The sequence below is a fragment of the Streptomyces sp. W16 genome (assembly GCF_033194735.1).
Lineage (GTDB): Bacteria > Actinomycetota > Actinomycetes > Streptomycetales > Streptomycetaceae > Streptomyces.
Map to the genome: position 1 here is coordinate 1 of NZ_JAWOAI010000191.1, position 17,139 is coordinate 17,139.

Below are 17,139 nucleotides of genomic sequence, written 5' to 3' on the forward strand. Positions count from 1 at the left end.
GGTCGGTGCCGAGCCAGGAGTAGGGCACGTCCACCAGGGCGCCGCGGGGGAGGGCGGCACGGGCCGCGAGGCCGCGGGACGCGGAGCGGCTCAGCAGCTCCAGCCAGGTGGCGCCGATGACGTGCAGGTCGAGGGGGTCGGTGCTCACGGTCATGCCGTGCTCGACCAGGCTGCAGAACGAGGCCACGACGGTGGCCGGATCGCGGTGCGTCCACACGATCGTGGCGTCCGGGAAGACGGCGTGCAGTGCCTCCAGATTCTCCAGGTGCAGCGGGGACTTCAGTACCCAACGGCGACGCGGGCGGCCGTACTGGAGGACTTGGTAGACCTGCTTGAGGTGGCGGTAGTCGAGGACGAAGTCCCTGGCGTCGTGCCAGGCCAGGTACTCCGGGATGCGGGCCTGGGACAGCGGCATCACGGTGTGCGGGAGCGCGAACGTGCACTCCTCCGGACCCTCCGGCCGCAGGCCGTGGATGTCGCGGAAGCGCGGGGAGAACAGATCGATGCCGCCGACCAACTGGCGCGCGGCTGTGATCGCCTTCTCCCGCTGCTCGGGGCCGAGTTCGAGGTCGGGTGTCAGTAACTCCCAGAGCAGTGGGCAGCGGTGCTCGTCCGACAGGGACAGCACCCCGTGGGTGAGCGTGGTGGCGGTACGCGGCAGGCCCACCACGAACACCGGTCTGTCGATGGGCTCTTCGGCGATGTCGGGGTGCTCGGCGAGCAGCCGCCGGACGCGGGACCGGTTGGTGAGATGCCGGCCGATGTGCCCGCGTGCCGACAGCCAGCCGACCGGGGTGAGGTTCTCGGCGCCCGCCCAACATCGCAGCAGGAACCGGAATTCGTCGTTGAACTGCTGATCGTCCTCTGCCTGCCCGGCGTCCGCGAGCATACGGTCGAAGACGGCGTCGGGCGTACGGCGGGAGCGGAAGCCCGGCCGGAGCAGCAGATTGGCCACGGTACGGGCCGGAGGACCGGAGAACACGGCAGCGTGTTCCTTTCGCAGGGGGTGGGGAGAGGGACGATCTACCCTGTCCAACCACCATGCGATACCTGTGAGTTGAGAGATTTACCGGCAGGTAACTCCCTTCAGGTCAGACGGTCGCCGGGCCGCTCCCCCTGGAAGAGCGCGGCGCCTCTGCAACCAACGGCGACCAGCGCGAGGACCTCCACCCCGGGGTTGACGTAACCGGGAACGGCGTCGGCGACAAAGCTTCCGCCGCCCTTCGTCTCGCATACGAAGCGGAGGGGGAAGAAGTCCACGGAGTAGTCGGTGACGCTGAGGGCTCTCTCGTCGTACCACCAGTTCGCCGGGCGGCACGGCACCAGGGGTGACGAGTCGGTGCCGCCGTCCTCGGCGCTCATGATCGCGCCCATGAGCTGGAGCAGACCCCAGAGGTAGAGGGCGAGCGCGGCGAGGCCTGCCGCGGTGGCGAGCTGGCGGAAGGACATCGGGTGAGTCCATCAGTACCGGAAGGGCTCGGCTGTGGCGGAGCCCACACTTCCGCACAACAGAAGCGTCACGGCTCAACCGCCTTAACCTGTAAGGGAGTTCGGCTACTCCGCCACCGGCAGCGTCGCCCCGTCGCGCAGGAACAGCGGGATGCGGTCCAGCGGGGCGTCGACCGTCACGGCCGTGCCGCCCTCGTACATCTCGCCCGTCCACGCGTCCGTCCACCAGGCGCCCGCCGGGAGATAGGCCGTACGGGCCGTGGCGCCCGCCGTCAGCACCGGCGCGACCAGCAGGTCCGGGCCGAAGAGATACGCGTCGTCGACCGACCAGGCCGCCTGGTCCCCGGGGAACTCCAGGAACAACGGCCGCATCACCGGCAGCCCTTCCTCGTGCGCGGCCCGCATCACATCGAGGACGTAGGGCCGCAGGCGCTCGCGCAGCCGCAGGTACTTCTCCAGGATCGGCAGTGCCTGATCGCCGTACGACCAGACCTCGTTGGGGCCGCCCGTCATGTCGGGGCCCAGCGGCATGCCCGGGTCGCGGAAGCCGTGCAGGCGCATCAGCGGGGACAGCGCGCCGAACTGGAACCAGCGGACCATGACCTCCTGGTACGCCGGGTCGTCCGGGTCGCCGCCGTGGAAGCCGCCGATGTCCGTGTTCCACCAAGGGATGCCGGACAGCGCGGTGTTGAGACCCGCGGCTATCTGGCGGCGCAGGGTCGCGAAGTCGGTGCCGATGTCACCCGACCAGAGCGCGGCGCCATAGCGCTGACTGCCCGCCCACGCCGAGCGGTTGAGGGTGATGATCTCGTCGTCGCCCGAGCCGGAGGCCCGCAACCCCTCATAGAACGTACGGGAGTTCTCGGCCGGGTAGATGTTGCCGACCTCCAGGCCCGGGCCCGCCCAGTAGCGCAGGTTCTCCTGGAAGCCCGGCTTCAGCTCAGGCTCGCAGGCGTCCAGCCAGAAGGCCGTGATGCCGTACGGCGCAAGGTAGTTGTCGCGGATCCTCGACCACAGGAACTCGCGGGCCTCAGGGTTGGTCGCGTCGTAGAAGGCCACCTGGACGGTCGACGCGACCCCCTTGTCCGGCCAGTCGGCGTGTGCCATCGGCCCGTACTGGGTGCCGATCAGATGGCCGCGCTGCTCCAGCACCGAGTGGTTCTCGCTCAGCGGCGACACCGACGGCCAGACGCTCACCACCAACTTCACGCCCAGCTCGTCCAGTTCGCGGACCATCGCGGCCGGGTCGGGCCACTCGGCCGGGTCGAACTTCCAGTCGCCCAGATGCGTCCAGTGGAAGAAGTCGCAGACGATGGCGGAGAGGGGCAGGTCGCGGCGCTTGTACTCCCGTGCCACGGCGAGGAGTTCGGCCTGGGTGCGGTAGCGCAGCTTGCACTGCCAGAAGCCCGCCGCCCACTTCGGCAGCATCGGCGTACGGCCGGTCACCGCGCTGTAGCGGCGCTGCCCGTCGGCCGGGTCGCCGGCGGTGATCCAGTAGTCGATCTGCCGGGCCGAATCGGCCACCCAGCGCGTGCCGTTGCCGGCCAGCTCCACCCGGCCGATCGCCGGGTTGTTCCACAGCAGGGTGTAGCCGCGGCTGGAGACGAGCACCGGGATGCCCACCTCGGCGTTGCGCTGCACCAGGTCGAGGACCAGTCCCTTCTGGTCCAGCTTCCCGTGCTGGTGCTGCCCGAGGCCGTACAGCTTCTCGTCCTCGTACGCGGCGAAGCGCTGCTCCAGTCGGTGGTGGCCGTTGCCGACCGCCGTGTAGAGCCGCGAGCCGGGCCACCAGAAGTGGGCGCGGGCCTCCGCGAGGAGTTCGGCGGAGTCCTCGGTGCGCAGGAAGCGGATCAGGCCCTCGGCGTCGACGTGGACGGTCAACGCGCCCACGGTCAGGGTCCCTTGGCCCTCCTCGATCTTGACGCTCGCCTCGGTGGGCGGCGCCTCGTCCAGGAGCGCGCCCGGCAGACCGTCGAGCAGCGGACCGCCGAGCCGGGCCCTGACCCGTACCGCGTCCGGACCCCAGGGCTCGATGCGTACGGTCTCCTGACGCCCGCTCCACTCCAGGGCGCCGTCCCGCTCACGGAACGTTCCGATGGTGGGGGAGGACTGCGCGAGACTGACCTCGGACTGGATTACGGCAGGCTGATTCACGAGGAGTGCTCCTGGAGGAAAACAGACAGGGGGTAACCGCACAAACACGGGGGAGCGTGGCTGGTCAAGAAGCTGACGGCGCCGGCCCCGTACTCGCCCGCACCGTCAACTCCGGTGCGATCAGCACGACTTCGTCGCTGCCGCGGCCGTCCAGCTTGGCCACCAGGTGCTCCACGGCGTAACGCCCCATCTCCTGCGCGGGGATGGCGACGGACGTCAGCCGCACCGAGGCCTGGGTGGCGACCTGGTCGGGGCAGACCGCGACCACCGACACGTCCTCCGGCACGGCCCGGCCCTGCTGGCGCAGCAGCGCGAGCAGCGGCTCGACCGCCGACTCGTTCTGCACGACGAACCCCGTGGTGCCGGGGCGCTCGTCGAAGATCCGGGCCAGGGTCGTCGTCATCGCGTCGTACCCGCCCTCGCACGGCCGGTGCAGCACCCGAAGGTCCAACTCCCGTGCCCTGGACCGGAGTCCGTCGAGGGTGCGCTCGGCGAATCCGGTGTGCCGCTCGTAGACCCCGGGTGCCTCGCCGATGACAGCGATGTCGTGGTGACCGAGCTTCGCGAGGTGCTCGACGCACAGCGCGCCGGTCGCCCCGAAGTCGAGGTCGACGCAGGTCAGTCCGGTGGTGTCGGCGGGGAGTCCGATCAGCACGGACGGCTGGTCGGTGCCGCGCAGCAACGGCAGCCGCTCGTCTGCTAGTTCGACGTCCATCAGGATCATCGCGTCGGCGAGCCCGCTGCCGGTGACCCGGCGTACCGCGTCGGGGCCCTCCTCGCCGGTGAGCAGCAGCACGTCGTAGCCGTGCAGGCGGGCGGTGGTCGCCACGGCGATGGCGATCTCCATCATCACCGGCACGTACATGTCGGTGCGCAGCGGCACCATCAGCGCGATGATGTTCGATCTGGCGCTGGCCAGGGCGCGGGCGCCCGCGTTCGGGTGGTAGCCCAGCTCGCGGATGCTCTGCTCGACCCGCTGCCGGGTGGCTCCGGAGATGGACCGCTTGCCGCTGAGGACATAGCTCACCGTGCTCGCCGAGACTCCGGCGTGCTGGGCGACCTCGGCGAGGGTGACCATCCAGCTCTCCAAGCTTTGTGAAGCGCTTCGACAGTGCGCGTTGCTGACAAGGGCGGGTGAGGGTGGTTCGACATTAGCTTCAGGCGGTGTGGGTGTCCATAGGTTGTCGAAGCGCTTCGACACTTTCTCCGGAAACCGGGCTCAGCGGGAGGCTCCCGGGATTCTCCGCGCGGGGAAGGCAACCTCCGGGCGGGTCGGCGGCCACTGACAGGTCGTAACGGCCGCTGATCGGGCCGTAGCCGAACCGTCCCCCGGAAGGACCCCCGATGCAACACCGCAGACCCCGCCTCTCGAAGAAGGCGAAGGTGCTGGCCGCGGCCTCGGTCGCCCTCACGGCCCTCGCCGGCGTCACCGTCGCCCGGGCGGGCGAGACCAGCAAGAAGTGCGGGGCCTACGACACCGTCACGCTCGGCAAGTACTACGTGAACAACAACCTCTGGGGCCAGGACAAGGCCACCGGCAGCCAGTGCGTCTGGGACAACTCCCAGGCGGGGTCCACGATTTCGTGGGGCACGTCCTTCAGCTGGGCCAACAACAGCAAGGGCACCGACGCGGACGTGAAGTCGTACGCCAGTACCGTCCTCGGCTGGCACTGGGGCTGGAAGGTCGACAAGGCCACCACCGGACTCCCGATCCGCGTCGGCGACCACAAGCCGGTGCGGACGACCTGGGACTTCTCGCTCAGCTCCAGCCCCGGCACCCTCGACGTCGCCTACGACCTCTGGCTGCACGCCAAGAACACCGCCGACTGGGCGGACCAGCCCACCGACGAGATCATGATCTGGCTCGACCGGCAGGGCGGCGCGGGCCCGCTCGGCACCAAGTACGGCAGCGTCAGCCTCGACGGCGCCATGTGGGACATCTACCAGGGGAACATCGGCTGGAACGTGTACTCCTTCGTCCGCCGCACCAACACCACCAAGGCCACCCTGAACATCGACGACTTCACCCAGGCCCTGGTCCGCCGCAAGCTGCTGAGCAACGACAAGTACCTCTCCGGAATCGAGTCCGGCACCGAGGTCTTCAAGGGCTCGGGCCGCCTTGACACCAAGGCCTACTCCGTCGACATCGGCTGAACGGACGCGCGAAGGGTGGCTGCTTCGCGGCGGATCGGGTAGATACGAACGGGTAGCACCCATCGGTAACCACCGAGGGCCGAGGGTCCGATTCGCGGCGAGGTGAGCCTCATGTCCGCTCCACCCAGCAAACCCACCGTCACCGAGCGAGAAGCTCGGCAGGTGGCGGAGGCCGCCCGGGAACAGGACTGGCGCAAGCCCAGCTTCGCCAAGGAACTGTTCCTCGGCCGCTTCCGGCTCGACCTCATCCACCCCCACCCGCTCCCGCCGGACGACGACGCCCAGCGCGGCGAGGAGTTCCTCGCCAAGCTGCGCGTCCTCTGCGAGACGGAGATCGACGCCGCCCGTATCGAACGCGAGGCCCGCATCCCCGACGAGGTCATCACCGGCCTCAAGGAGATCGGCGCCCTCGGCATGAAGATCGACACCAAGTACGGCGGCCTCGGCCTCACCCAGGTGTACTACAACAAGGCGCTGGCCCTCGCGGGCTCGGCCTGCCCCGCGGTCGGCGTGCTCCTCTCCGCCCACCAGTCGATCGGCGTACCGCAGCCGCTGAAGCTCTTCGGCACGGACGAGCAGAAGGCCGAGTTCCTGCCCCGCTGCGCCCGTACCGACATCAGCGCCTTCCTGCTCACCGAACCGGACGTCGGCTCCGACCCGGCACGCCTGGCGACCAGCGCGGTGCGGGACGGGGACGCGTACGTCCTCGACGGCGTGAAGCTGTGGACCACCAACGGGGTCGTCGCCGACCTGCTGGTCGTGATGGCTCGGGTGCCCAGGTCCGAGGACGGCAAGGGCGGCATCACGGCGTTCGTCGTGGAGGCCGACTCGCCCGGCATCACCGTCGAGAACCGCAACGCCTTCATGGGCCTGCGCGGCATCGAGAACGGCGTCACCCGCTTCCATCAGGTCCGGGTCCCGGCCGCCAACCGCATCGGCCCCGAGGGTGCGGGCCTGAAGATCGCCCTCACCACCCTCAACACCGGCCGCCTCTCCCTCCCCGCGTCCTGCGTCGCCGCAGGCAAGTGGTGTCTGAAGATCGCCCGCGAGTGGTCGGCGGCCCGGGAGCAGTGGGGCAGGCCGATCGCCGAGCACGAGGCCGTGGGCAAGAAGATCTCCTTCATCGCGGCGACGACCTTCGCCCTGGAGGCCGTACTCGACCTGTCCAGCCAGATGGCCGACGAGGACCGCAACGACATCCGCATCGAGGGCGCGCTGGCCAAGCTCTTCGCCTCCGAGATGGGCTGGCTGATGGCCGACGAGCTGGTCCAGATCCGCGGCGGCCGAGGCTTCGAGACGGCGGAGTCGCTCGCGGCCCGCGGCGAGAGGGCGGTCCCCGCCGAACAGGTCCTGCGCGACCTGCGCATCAACCGCATCTTCGAGGGCTCGACGGAGATCATGCACCTCCTCATCGCCCGCGAGGCCGTCGACGCCCACCTCAAGGTCGCCGGCGACCTCATCGACCCGGACAAGTCCCTTCAGGACAAGGCGAAAGCGGGCGCCAACGCGGGCGTCTTCTACGCCAAGTGGCTCCCGAAGCTGGTCGCGGGCAGCGGCCAACTCCCGGGCACCTACGGCGAGTTCCGCCACGGCATCGACCTCTCCCGGCACCTTCGCTACGTCGAACGAAGCGCCCGCAAACTGGCCCGCTCCACCTTCTACGCCATGTCCCGCTGGCAGGGCCGCATGGAGACCAAACAGGGCTTCCTGGGCCGGATCGTCGACATCGGCGCGGAGCTCTTCGCGATGAGCGCGGTCTGCGTACGGGCCGAACTCCTGCGCACCCAGGGCGAACACGGCCGCGAGGCCTACCAACTCGCCGACGCCTTCTGCCAACAGTCCCGCATCCGCGTCGAGGAACTCTTCGGCCGGCTGTGGACCAACACCGACGACCTCGACCGCAAGGTGGTCAAGGGAGTCATGGGCGGCGCGTACACATGGCTGGAGGAGGGGATCGTCGACCCGTCGGGCGAGGGCCCGTGGATCGCCGACGCGACCCCCGGACCCAGCAAGATGGAGAACGTCCACCGGCCCGTCGACTGACCCCGGATCAGCAGTACTTGTCGCTCGGATCCCGCGTCGTCCAGGAGCAGGTGTCGACCTTGCTGCCGGTCGCTCTGGTCAGCGTCGCCGTGTCGCTGGTGTTGTTCCAGACGTAGGCGCCGCGGCCCTGGTACGTGTTCGACGCGGTGTCCGAGCCCTTGCCGGTGTGCACCTTGATGTACTTGCCGGCGCCGATCTTGATGTTCTTGAAGACGTACCGGTGGTTGGAGACGTCCTTGAGGACCCACCCCTTGAGCGAGATCGCCGACCGGCTGGTGTTCTTGATCTGCACCCACTCGCCGTTCAGGCTCGTGTTGGACCGGGTGTCCGAGCCCGGGCTGTCGAACCAGACGTGGTAGATCGTGACCCCGCCGGCGGCCTCGGCCGGGGTGCTGAGCAAGGTGCCGGTGAGTATCACGGCGCCCGCGAGCGCGGGCAGGGCAGCGCGTATCCGCATGGAGAATCCCCCCAGGATGTCGTCCACTGGCCGGTCGTCCACCGGCGCAGGACTGAAGTGTTATCACAAGACCTTCACGTCGTATTCACAAAGGGGGATTTCCCTTCAATCACCGATGAGAGCCGATAAGCCACCCGCCAGAGGGAACCGCTGTCCCCCCGGCCACCCGTTGCGGCAACAATGGAGGGATGAGCGACAGTCCAGCACCCCTCGCCGACCCACATCTCGTCTACGACCCCGTCGTCGGCGACGGTCCCAAGGCCCTGGTGATCCTCGGCTCCACCGGGTCCATCGGCACCCAGGCCATCGACCTGGTGCTGCGCAACCCGGACCGTTTCCGGGTCACCGCCCTCTCCGCGAACGGCGGCCGGGTCGGGCTCCTCGCCGAGCAGGCGTACCAGTTCAGGGTGCGGACGGTCGCGGTCGCCCGCGAGGACGTCGTACCGGTACTGCGCGAAGCGCTCTCCGCGCAGTACCGCACCGGGGAGCCGCTGCCCGAGATCCTGGCCGGCCCGGACGCGGCCACGCAGCTCGCCGCCTCCGACTGCCACACCGTGCTGAACGGCATCACCGGCTCCATCGGACTCGCGCCCACCCTCGCCGCCCTGGAGGCGGGCCGCGTTCTCGCCCTCGCCAACAAGGAGTCGCTCATCGTCGGCGGCCCACTGGTGAAGGCGCTCGCCAAGCCCGGCCAGATCATCCCGGTGGACTCCGAGCACGCGGCCCTCTTCCAGGCCCTCGCGGCCGGTACCCGCGCCGACGTCCGCAAGCTCGTCGTCACCGCGTCCGGCGGCCCCTTCCGCGGCCGTACGAAGGCGGACTTGGCGCGAGTGACCGTAGAAGAGGCACTCGCGCACCCCACCTGGGCGATGGGCCCAGTGATCACGATCAACTCAGCAACCTTGGTGAACAAGGGTCTGGAAGTGATCGAGGCGCACCTGCTGTACGACATTCCCTTCGATCGCATTGAGGTGGTCGTGCACCCGCAGTCGTATGTCCACTCGATGGTGGAATTCACGGACGGTTCGACACTCGCCCAGGCGACGCCCCCCGACATGCGCGGGCCCATCGCCATCGGGCTCGGCTGGCCCGAGCGGGTCCCGGACGCGGCGCCCGCGTTCGACTGGAGCAAGGCGTCGACGTGGGAGTTCTTCCCGCTCGACACCGACGCGTTTCCGTCGGTCGGCCTCGCCCGGCATGTGGGACAGCTCGCGGGCACGGCTCCGGCGGTGTTCAATGCGGCCAACGAGGAGTGCGTGGAGGCGTTCCGCGCGGGCGCGCTGCCGTTCAACGGAATCATGGAGACGGTGACACGAGTGGTCGAGGAACACGGGACACCGGCCACGGGAACCTCGCTTACCGTGTCCGACGTCCTCGAAGCGGAGACCTGGGCACGCGCCCGGGCCCGCGAACTGACAGCGCAGACGACCACGGCGAACGCGGAGGCCCGTGCATGACAGCCCTGATGATGATCCTCGGCATAGTCGTCTTCGCGGTCGGCCTGCTGGTCTCGATCGCCTGGCACGAGCTGGGGCATCTGTCCACGGCGAAGCTCTTCGGCATCCGGGTGCCCCAGTACATGGTGGGCTTCGGCCCGACCATCTGGTCCCGGAAGAAGGGCGACACCGAGTACGGGTTCAAGGCCATCCCGTTCGGCGGCTACATCCGCATGATCGGCATGTTCCCGCCCGGCGACGACGGCCGGATCACCGCCCGCTCCACCTCGCCCTGGCGCAGCATGATCGAGGACGCCCGCTCGGCGGCCTTCGAGGAACTCCAGCCCGGCGACGAGACCCGCCTGTTCTACACACGCAAGCCCTGGAAACGGGTCATCGTGATGTTCGCGGGCCCCTTCATGAACCTCATCCTCGCGGTGGCGCTCTTCCTCACCGTCCTGATGGGCTTCGGCATCTCGCAGCAGACCAACACGGTCAGCTCGGTCTCCCAGTGCGTCATCGCGCAGAGCCAGAACCGCGACACCTGCAGGTCGACCGACCCGGCCTCCCCGGCCGCCGCGGCGGGCCTCAAGGCCGGCGACAAGATCCTCAGCTTCAACGGCGTGAAGACGACGGACTGGAACAAACTCTCCGACCTGATCCGCGCCGCCCCCGGCAAGACGGTCGCGATCGTCGTCGAGCGCAAGGGCCAGGAAGTCACCCTGCACGCGAAGATCGCGAGCAACCAGGTCGCCAGGAAGGACTCCAGCGGCCAGATCGTCCAGGGCCAGTACGTCACCGCCGGCTTCCTCGGCTTCAGCGCGGCCACCGGCATCGTCCGCCAGGACCTCGGCGACTCGGTCACCTGGATGACCGACCGCCTCGGCGAGGCCGTCGACTCCATCGCCGACCTCCCCGGCAAGATCCCGGCCCTGTGGAACGCGGCCTTCGACGGCGCCCCCCGCCAGGCCGACTCCCCGATGGGCGTGGTCGGCGCGGCCCGCGTCGGCGGCGAGATCTTCACCCTCGACATCCCGCCCACCCAGCAACTGGCCATGGCCCTGATGCTGGTCGCCGGCTTCAACCTCTCCCTCTTCCTCTTCAACATGCTCCCGCTGCTCCCGCTCGACGGCGGGCATGTCGCGGGCGCGCTGTGGGAGGCACTGCGCCGGAACCTGGCGAAGGTGCTCAAGCGCCCGGACCCGGGCCCGTTCGACGTGGCGAAGCTGATGCCGGTCGCCTATGTGGTGGCGGGGATCTTCGTCTGCTTCACCTTGCTCGTCCTGGTGGCGGACGTGGTTAACCCGGTGAAAATCTCCTAGCCATTCGTAGTTTGTGGCGGCCTCGCATCCTTGGTGCGGGGCCGCCCTCCATTGAGTGGGTTTACGGCCGGGATGTGCTCGGGCCCGCACGCTTGACGTAATCTCGAAGCCTGGAGCCCGCTGTTCCGGGACCGGGGCCTTGATCCACGACTTGGGGTTGCACAGCAGATGACTGCGATTTCTCTCGGCATTCCGTCCGTTCCGACCCGGCTTGCCGAGCGCCGCAAGAGCCGGCAGATCCAGGTCGGATCCGTGGCGGTCGGCGGCGACGCGCCGGTGTCCGTGCAGTCCATGACGACCACCCGTACGTCGGACATCGGCGCCACCCTCCAGCAGATCGCCGAGTTGACCGCGTCCGGCTGCCAGATCGTCCGCGTGGCCTGCCCGACGCAGGACGACGCCGACGCGCTCTCGACGATCGCCCGCAAGTCGCAGATCCCCGTCATCGCGGACATCCACTTCCAGCCGAAGTACGTCTTCGCGGCGATCGAGGCGGGTTGCGCGGCGGTCCGCGTGAACCCGGGCAACATCAAGCAGTTCGACGACAAGGTCAAGGAGATCGCGCGGGCCGCGAAGGACCACGGCACCCCGATCCGCATCGGCGTGAACGCCGGCTCGCTGGACGCTCGATTGCTGAAGAAGTACGGCAAGGCGACCCCCGAGGCGCTCGCCGAGTCCGCCCTCTGGGAGGCGTCCCTCTTCGAGGAGCACGGCTTCCGGGACATCAAGATCTCGGTCAAGCACAACGACCCGGTCGTGATGGTCGAGGCCTACCGCCAGCTCGCGGCCCAGTGCGACTACCCGTTGCACCTCGGCGTCACCGAGGCGGGCCCGGCCTTCCAGGGCACGATCAAGTCGGCCGTCGCCTTCGGCGCCCTCCTCTCGCAGGGCATCGGCGACACCATCCGCGTCTCGCTCTCCGCGCCCCCGGTCGAGGAGGTCAAGGTCGGCAACCAGATCCTGGAGTCGCTGAACCTGAGGCAGCGCGGCCTGGAGATCGTCTCCTGCCCTTCCTGCGGCCGTGCCCAGGTCGACGTCTACAAGCTGGCCGAAGAGGTCACGGCGGGCCTGGAGGGAATGGAGGTCCCGCTGCGGGTCGCGGTCATGGGCTGTGTCGTCAACGGCCCGGGCGAGGCCCGCGAGGCCGACCTCGGCGTCGCCTCCGGCAACGGCAAGGGCCAGATCTTCGTCAAGGGCGAGGTCATCAAGACCGTCCCCGAGTCGAAGATCGTCGAGACCCTGATCGAGGAAGCCATGAAGATCGCCGAGCAGATGGAGGCGGACGGCGTCGCTTCGGGCGAGCCGACGGTCGCGGTCGCGGGCTGAAAAGGCCTTTGGGCTTCGCTTGAGAGGGCTTGGGCTCCACGTCTCAGCTCTTGGGTTTCGCTTGTCAGCGCCGGTCGACACCATCAGCCCGTCCGGCGCTTGAGGACGAGGCCGTCCAGGCCGAAGCGGGGGCCTGGGGGCGGCAGCCCCCAGACGCCCACTTCCCCCACCCCCACAAGAGAAGCGAGCGCCAACACAAGGCGGCACCGCTCAGCTTCCGCAGGTACAGTGCGGAGATCAGCAGACCCTCAGGGTGAGGTCCCGTACGTGTTGACCCAGACCACCTCTCGGGTGCTCGAACCGAGCGACCTGGAAGCCGCGCTCGCCGTACTCGACCGCGAGCCGGTCACGAACGCCTTCGTGACCTCGCGGGTTCAGGTCGCAGGCCTCGACCCGTGGCGGCTCGGCGGCGAGATGTGGGGCTGGTACGAGGACGGCATGCTGACGTCCCTCTGCTACGCGGGCGCCAACCTCGTCCCGATCTGCGCGACCCCCCGGGCGATCCGCGCCTTCGCCGACCGCGCCCGCCGGGCCGGCCGCCGCTGCTCCTCCATCGTCGGCCCCGCCGACGCCACCGCCCAGCTGTGGCGCCTGTTGGAACCGAGCTGGGGCCCGGCCCGCGAGGTCCGCGCCCGCCAGCCCCTCATGGTCGCCGACCGCCTGCCCGCCGACATCGCTCCCGACCCCTACGTCCGTCGCATCCGCAAGGACGAGATGGAGACGATCATGCCGGCGTGCGTGGCGATGTTCACCGAGGAGGTGGGAGTCTCCCCGCTGGCCGGCGACGGCGGCCTCCTCTACCAGGCCCGAGTCGCCGAACTAGTGGGCTCCGGCCGCTCGTTCGCCCGCCTCGACGAGTACGGCAAGGTCGTCTTCAAGGCGGAGATCGGCGCGGCGACACCCAAGGCCTGCCAGATCCAGGGCGTATGGGTGGCCCCCGAGTACCGGGGGATGGGCGTGGCGGCCCCGGCGATGGCATCGGTACTGCGCTACGCGCTGGCGGACGTCGCTCCTGTGGTCAGCCTGTATGTCAACGACTTCAATACGCCGGCACGACGGGCATACCTGCGGGTGGGCTTCCAAGAGGTCGGCGCGTTCATGAGCGTTCTGTTCTGAGCCGCCCAAGGGCGCCCCCCAAGGGGCGCGGGGAACTGCGCGACCAGCCACGAACGGCCCGCACCCGAACAACAACCGAACCCCCTGTACTCTCCCCACATGCGATTTCCCGGTCACGGCCACCGCCACCCCGAAGACGTCGTGATCACCCCCCTGGACCTCTCGGCCCACGTGGACGAAGCCCTGGCCGTACAAGCCCTCGCATTCGGCCTGGGCCAGGACGAGGTAGCGGTACGACGCCAGATCGTCCTGCGCCACATGACCTACCCCGGCGCCCGCGCCCTTGGCGCCACCACCGATGGCCGCCTTGTCGGTTTCGTCTACGGCATGCCCAACAACCGCACCCACTGGTGGTCCACAGTCGTGGAGCCGTACCTCCGAGCCCGCGACCACGACGAGTGGCTCGACAACTCCTTCGTGATCACCGAGTTGCACGTCCACCCGCACTACCAGAACCGCGGCGCCGGCCGTTCCCTGATCACCACCATCACGGACGCCGTCACCGAACCCCGCTCGATCCTCTCCGCGATCGACACCGACAGCCCGGCCCGGGGCCTCTACCGCTCCCTCGGCTACGAGGACCTCGCCCGCCAGGTCCTGTTCCCGAGCGCCCCGAAGCCGTACGCCGTCATGGGCGCCCCGCTGCCCCTCCGCCGTCGCTAACCGATTTCCACCGGCACAGCACGCCCGGCTAACCTCCTAGCCATCACCCTTTCCCGGCAGGAGTACAGGAACCATGGCGAACGCACCGGTCCAGCGCATGTCCCAGTTGATGGCGAAGACGCTGCGCGACGACCCGGCGGACGCCGAGGTCCTCAGTCACAAGCTGCTCGTGCGGGCCGGTTACGTCCGCCGCACCGCCGCCGGTATCTGGAGCTGGCTGCCCCTCGGCAAGAAGGTCCTCTCGAACGTGGAGCGGATCGTGCGTGAGGAGATGGACGCCATCGGCGCCCAGGAGGTGCTGCTTCCCGCGATCCTGCCCCGGGAGCCGTACGAGGCGACCGGCCGCTGGGACGAGTACGGCCCCGAGCTGTTCCGCCTCAAGGACCGCAAGGGCGGCGACTACCTCCTCGGCCCCACCCACGAGGAGATCTTCACGCTGATCGTGAAGGACCAGGCGTCCTCGTACAAGGACCTGCCGGTCATCCTCTACCAGATCCAGAACAAGTACCGCGACGAGGCCCGCCCCCGCGCCGGCATCCTCCGTGGCCGCGAGTTCCTGATGAAGGACTCGTACTCCTTCGACACGGAGGACGAGGGCCTCGCCAAGTCGTACGCCCTGCACCGCGAGGCCTACCAGAAGGTCTTCGCGCGCCTGGGCCTCGACTACCGCATCTGCGCCGCGACCGCGGGCGCGATGGGCGGCTCCAAGTCGGAGGAGTTCCTCGCCCCGGCCGAGGCCGGCGAGGACACCTTCGCGGACTGCCCGAACTGCGACTTCGCGGCCAACACCGAAGCGATCGCATACGAGTTGAAGTCCGTGGACGCCACCGGCGTGCCCGCGCTCGAAGAGATCCCGACCCCCGACACCCCCACCATCGAGACCCTCGCCGCCCACCTCGGCGTCGAGGCCTCCGCCACCCTGAAGAACCTCCTCGTGAAGGTCGACGGCGAGATCGTGGCCGTAGGCGTCCCCGGTGACCGCGAGGTCGACCTCGGCAAGGTCGAGGCCCACTTCGCCCCCGCCGCCGTCGAGTTGGTGACGGCGGAGGACTTCACCGGCCGTCCCGACCTCGTGCGCGGCTACGTCGGTCCGCAGGGCCTGGGCGAGAAGGTCACCTACATCGCCGACCCGCGCATCGCCCCCGGCACCTCGTGGATCACGGGCGCCAACAAGGAGGGCACGCACGCGAAGTACGTCGTCGCGGGCCGTGACTTCGAGGTCGGCGAGTACGTCGACGTCGTGGTCGTGCAGGAGGGCGACCCCTGCCCCAAGTGCGGCACCGGCCTCAAGCTGGACCGCGCCATCGAGATCGGCCACATCTTCCAGCTCGGCCGCAAGTACGCCGACGCCCTCAAGCTCGACGTCCTCGGCCAGCACGGCAAGCCGGTCCGCGTGACCATGGGCTCCTACGGCATCGGCGTCTCCCGCGCGGTCGCCGCCCTCGCCGAGCAGACCGCCGACGACAAGGGCCTGTGCTGGCCCGCCGAGGTCGCCCCGGCCGACGTGCACGTGGTCGCCGCAGGCAAGGCCCTGCAGACCGAACTCGCCCTCGACGTCTCGGAGAAGCTGCGCGCGGCCGGCCTGCGCGTCCTGGTCGACGACCGGGCCGGGGTCTCCCCGGGCGTGAAGTTCACCGACTCCGAGCTGATCGGCGTACCGAAGATCCTGGTCGCGGGCCGCCGCTCCGCTGAAGGCGTCCTGGAGCTCAAGGACCGCAGGACCGGCGAGCGCGAGGAACTGACCGTCGACGAGGCGATCGCGCGCCTGACCGCGTAGCTCGTCCTGTAAGAGATCTCTCAGGGAGTTCTGCGCAGGCGTATGGCCGCCTCACAGACTTCTCTCAGGCTGGTCCCCGACCGTAGTGAGTGACAGAGAGTCACTGCGGAGGGGAACGGCCATGACAGTCAAGGAGCGTGGGGCCGCTGCGGCGGTCCGCAGAGGCAAGCGGCGCATCGCGGCGGCCACGGCAGCGGTCACGCTGGCGGCGGCTGCCGGGGTGTTCGCCCTGGTCGGCACGATGCAGTCGGACACGACGGCGAGCACGGACGCCGGTTCGTCGTCGTCTTCCTCGTCTTCTTCTTCGTCCTCCACTTCCTCGGACGACTCGACGAGCAGCTCCTCCTCGGACAACTCGTCGTCCTCTTCTTCGTCTTCTTCTTCGTCCTCGGACCTCCAGGCGTCCTCCAGCGGAGTGTCGTCCTCGTCCGGCAGCTCCACCGACTCCACGTCGGGAGCGTCGTGATGACCACAACGACTCTGCGCACGACCGCCGCCGCCGACTGGCGCGCCCTGGGGACCGGCGTCCGGCTGGTCGTCACCGACCCGGCCCTGCTGGACTCCTGCAATCTGCTCCTCGCCCGGCACCTCGCCGAGGTCGACGCGGCGTGCAGCCGCTTCCGTGCCGACTCCGAACTCGCCGCCCTCGACGCGTCGTTGGGCCGCCCGGTCACCGTGAGCCCGCTGCTCGCCGAGGCGTTGGCGGTCGCACTGCGCGCCGCCGAGGCGACGGACGGCGCGGTCGACCCGACGGTCGGCTCGGCGATGAACGCCATCGGCTACGACCGCGACTTCACCCTCGTCCGCGACGACGACCGCCCGGTCCGCCTCACCGTGAAGCGCGCCCCGGGCTGGCGCATGATCGACCTCGACCGTACGACGGGCACGGTCACCGTCCCGGCCGGAGTCCGCCTCGACCTCGGCGCCACGGCGAAGGCCTGGGCCGCCGACAAAGCCGCGGCGATGCTCGCCGAAGTGGCGGGCTGCGGAGTCCTGGTGAGCCTCGGCGGCGACACGGCCGTCGCGGGGGAGCCCCCGGCCGGCGGCTGGAACATCCGCGTCCAGGACGTCACCGGCTCCGTCGACGAGACACCCGCGCACGGCACGTACGCCACGATCGGCCTGCGCTCCGGCGGCCTTGCCACCTCGGGCACCGCCGCCCGCAACTGGCGCCGCAGCGGCCACGAACTGCACCACATCGTCGACCCGCGCACCGGCCTCCCCGTCCGCAGCCCCTGGCGC

General features: G+C 69.5%; 15 protein-coding genes. 9 read left to right on the forward strand and 6 right to left on the reverse strand.

From position 1 onward, the window contains the following. From R6V09_RS24725 to R6V09_RS24740, 4 genes are all read right to left on the reverse strand, one after another. Positions 1-982 (reverse strand): sulfotransferase family protein (locus R6V09_RS24725; protein WP_317883620.1); only part of this gene is annotated, 982 nt, incomplete at its 3' end. Between the two features lie 104 nt (positions 983-1,086). Next, positions 1,087-1,449 (reverse strand): hypothetical protein, encoded by a 363-nt coding sequence (locus R6V09_RS24730; protein ID WP_317883621.1) that lies wholly within the window; start codon positions 1,447-1,449, stop codon positions 1,087-1,089. 105 nt (positions 1,450-1,554) lie between these two features. Beyond that, positions 1,555-3,603: a glycoside hydrolase family 31 protein gene (locus R6V09_RS24735; protein WP_317883622.1), complete on the reverse strand. Its 2,049-nt coding sequence runs from the start codon at positions 3,601-3,603 to the stop codon at positions 1,555-1,557. Positions 3,604-3,667: 64 nt separating this feature from the next. Continuing rightward, the gene (locus tag R6V09_RS24740) at positions 3,668-4,681 is read right to left on the reverse strand and encodes a LacI family DNA-binding transcriptional regulator (RefSeq protein ID WP_317883623.1); all 1,014 of its coding nucleotides are present in this window, start codon (positions 4,679-4,681) and stop codon (positions 3,668-3,670) included. A 266-nt stretch (positions 4,682-4,947) separates the two neighbouring features. Between R6V09_RS24740 and R6V09_RS24745 the strand changes: the two genes are divergently transcribed. Then, entirely contained in the window at positions 4,948-5,757 is an 810-nt protein-coding gene (locus R6V09_RS24745; protein WP_317883624.1) for a GH12 family glycosyl hydrolase domain-containing protein, read from the forward strand. Between the two features lie 111 nt (positions 5,758-5,868). Further along, positions 5,869-7,800, forward strand: coding sequence for an acyl-CoA dehydrogenase family protein (locus R6V09_RS24750; protein ID WP_317883625.1), 1,932 nt, complete (start codon positions 5,869-5,871; stop codon positions 7,798-7,800). A gap of 7 nt (positions 7,801-7,807) precedes the next feature. Here the strand turns inward: R6V09_RS24750 and R6V09_RS24755 are convergent, their stop codons facing one another. After that, on the reverse strand, positions 7,808-8,257 hold the full coding sequence (locus R6V09_RS24755) for a lamin tail domain-containing protein (RefSeq protein WP_317883626.1): 450 nt from the start codon (positions 8,255-8,257) through the stop codon (positions 7,808-7,810). 188 nt (positions 8,258-8,445) lie between these two features. Between R6V09_RS24755 and dxr the strand changes: the two genes are divergently transcribed. The 6 genes from dxr to R6V09_RS24785 all read left to right on the forward strand — a co-directional run bounded on the left by dxr (position 8,446) and on the right by R6V09_RS24785 (position 15,897). Further along, positions 8,446-9,714: a 1-deoxy-D-xylulose-5-phosphate reductoisomerase gene (dxr, locus tag R6V09_RS24760; protein WP_317883627.1), complete on the forward strand. Its 1,269-nt coding sequence runs from the start codon at positions 8,446-8,448 to the stop codon at positions 9,712-9,714. Between the two features lie 8 nt (positions 9,715-9,722). Further along, positions 9,723-11,015 (forward strand): M50 family metallopeptidase, encoded by a 1,293-nt coding sequence (locus R6V09_RS24765; RefSeq protein ID WP_317883634.1) that lies wholly within the window; start codon positions 9,723-9,725, stop codon positions 11,013-11,015. A 168-nt stretch (positions 11,016-11,183) separates the two neighbouring features. Beyond that, positions 11,184-12,341, forward strand: coding sequence for a flavodoxin-dependent (E)-4-hydroxy-3-methylbut-2-enyl-diphosphate synthase (gene ispG / locus R6V09_RS24770; RefSeq protein ID WP_317883628.1), 1,158 nt, complete (start codon positions 11,184-11,186; stop codon positions 12,339-12,341). Positions 12,342-12,608: 267 nt separating this feature from the next. Next, a complete protein-coding gene (locus R6V09_RS24775) occupies positions 12,609-13,457 on the forward strand; it encodes a GNAT family N-acetyltransferase (protein WP_317883629.1) in 849 nt (282 codons plus the stop codon). A 99-nt stretch (positions 13,458-13,556) separates the two neighbouring features. Further along, positions 13,557-14,120, forward strand: a complete 564-nt coding sequence (locus R6V09_RS24780; RefSeq protein ID WP_317883630.1) for a GNAT family N-acetyltransferase — start codon at positions 13,557-13,559, stop codon at positions 14,118-14,120. A gap of 73 nt (positions 14,121-14,193) precedes the next feature. Then, positions 14,194-15,897 carry a proline--tRNA ligase gene (locus R6V09_RS24785; RefSeq protein WP_317883631.1) on the forward strand — a complete coding sequence of 568 codons (1,704 nt, stop codon included), beginning with the start codon at positions 14,194-14,196 and terminating at the stop codon, positions 15,895-15,897. A 51-nt stretch (positions 15,898-15,948) separates the two neighbouring features. On the opposite strand, the gene R6V09_RS24790 is transcribed toward R6V09_RS24785, so the two are convergent. Then, positions 15,949-16,347, reverse strand: a complete 399-nt coding sequence (locus R6V09_RS24790) for a hypothetical protein (RefSeq protein WP_317883632.1) — start codon at positions 16,345-16,347, stop codon at positions 15,949-15,951. Between the two features lie 15 nt (positions 16,348-16,362). Between R6V09_RS24790 and R6V09_RS24795 the strand changes: the two genes are divergently transcribed. Beyond that, a partial coding sequence (locus R6V09_RS24795) for an FAD:protein FMN transferase (protein ID WP_317883633.1) occupies positions 16,363-17,139 on the forward strand: 777 nt, incomplete at its 3' end.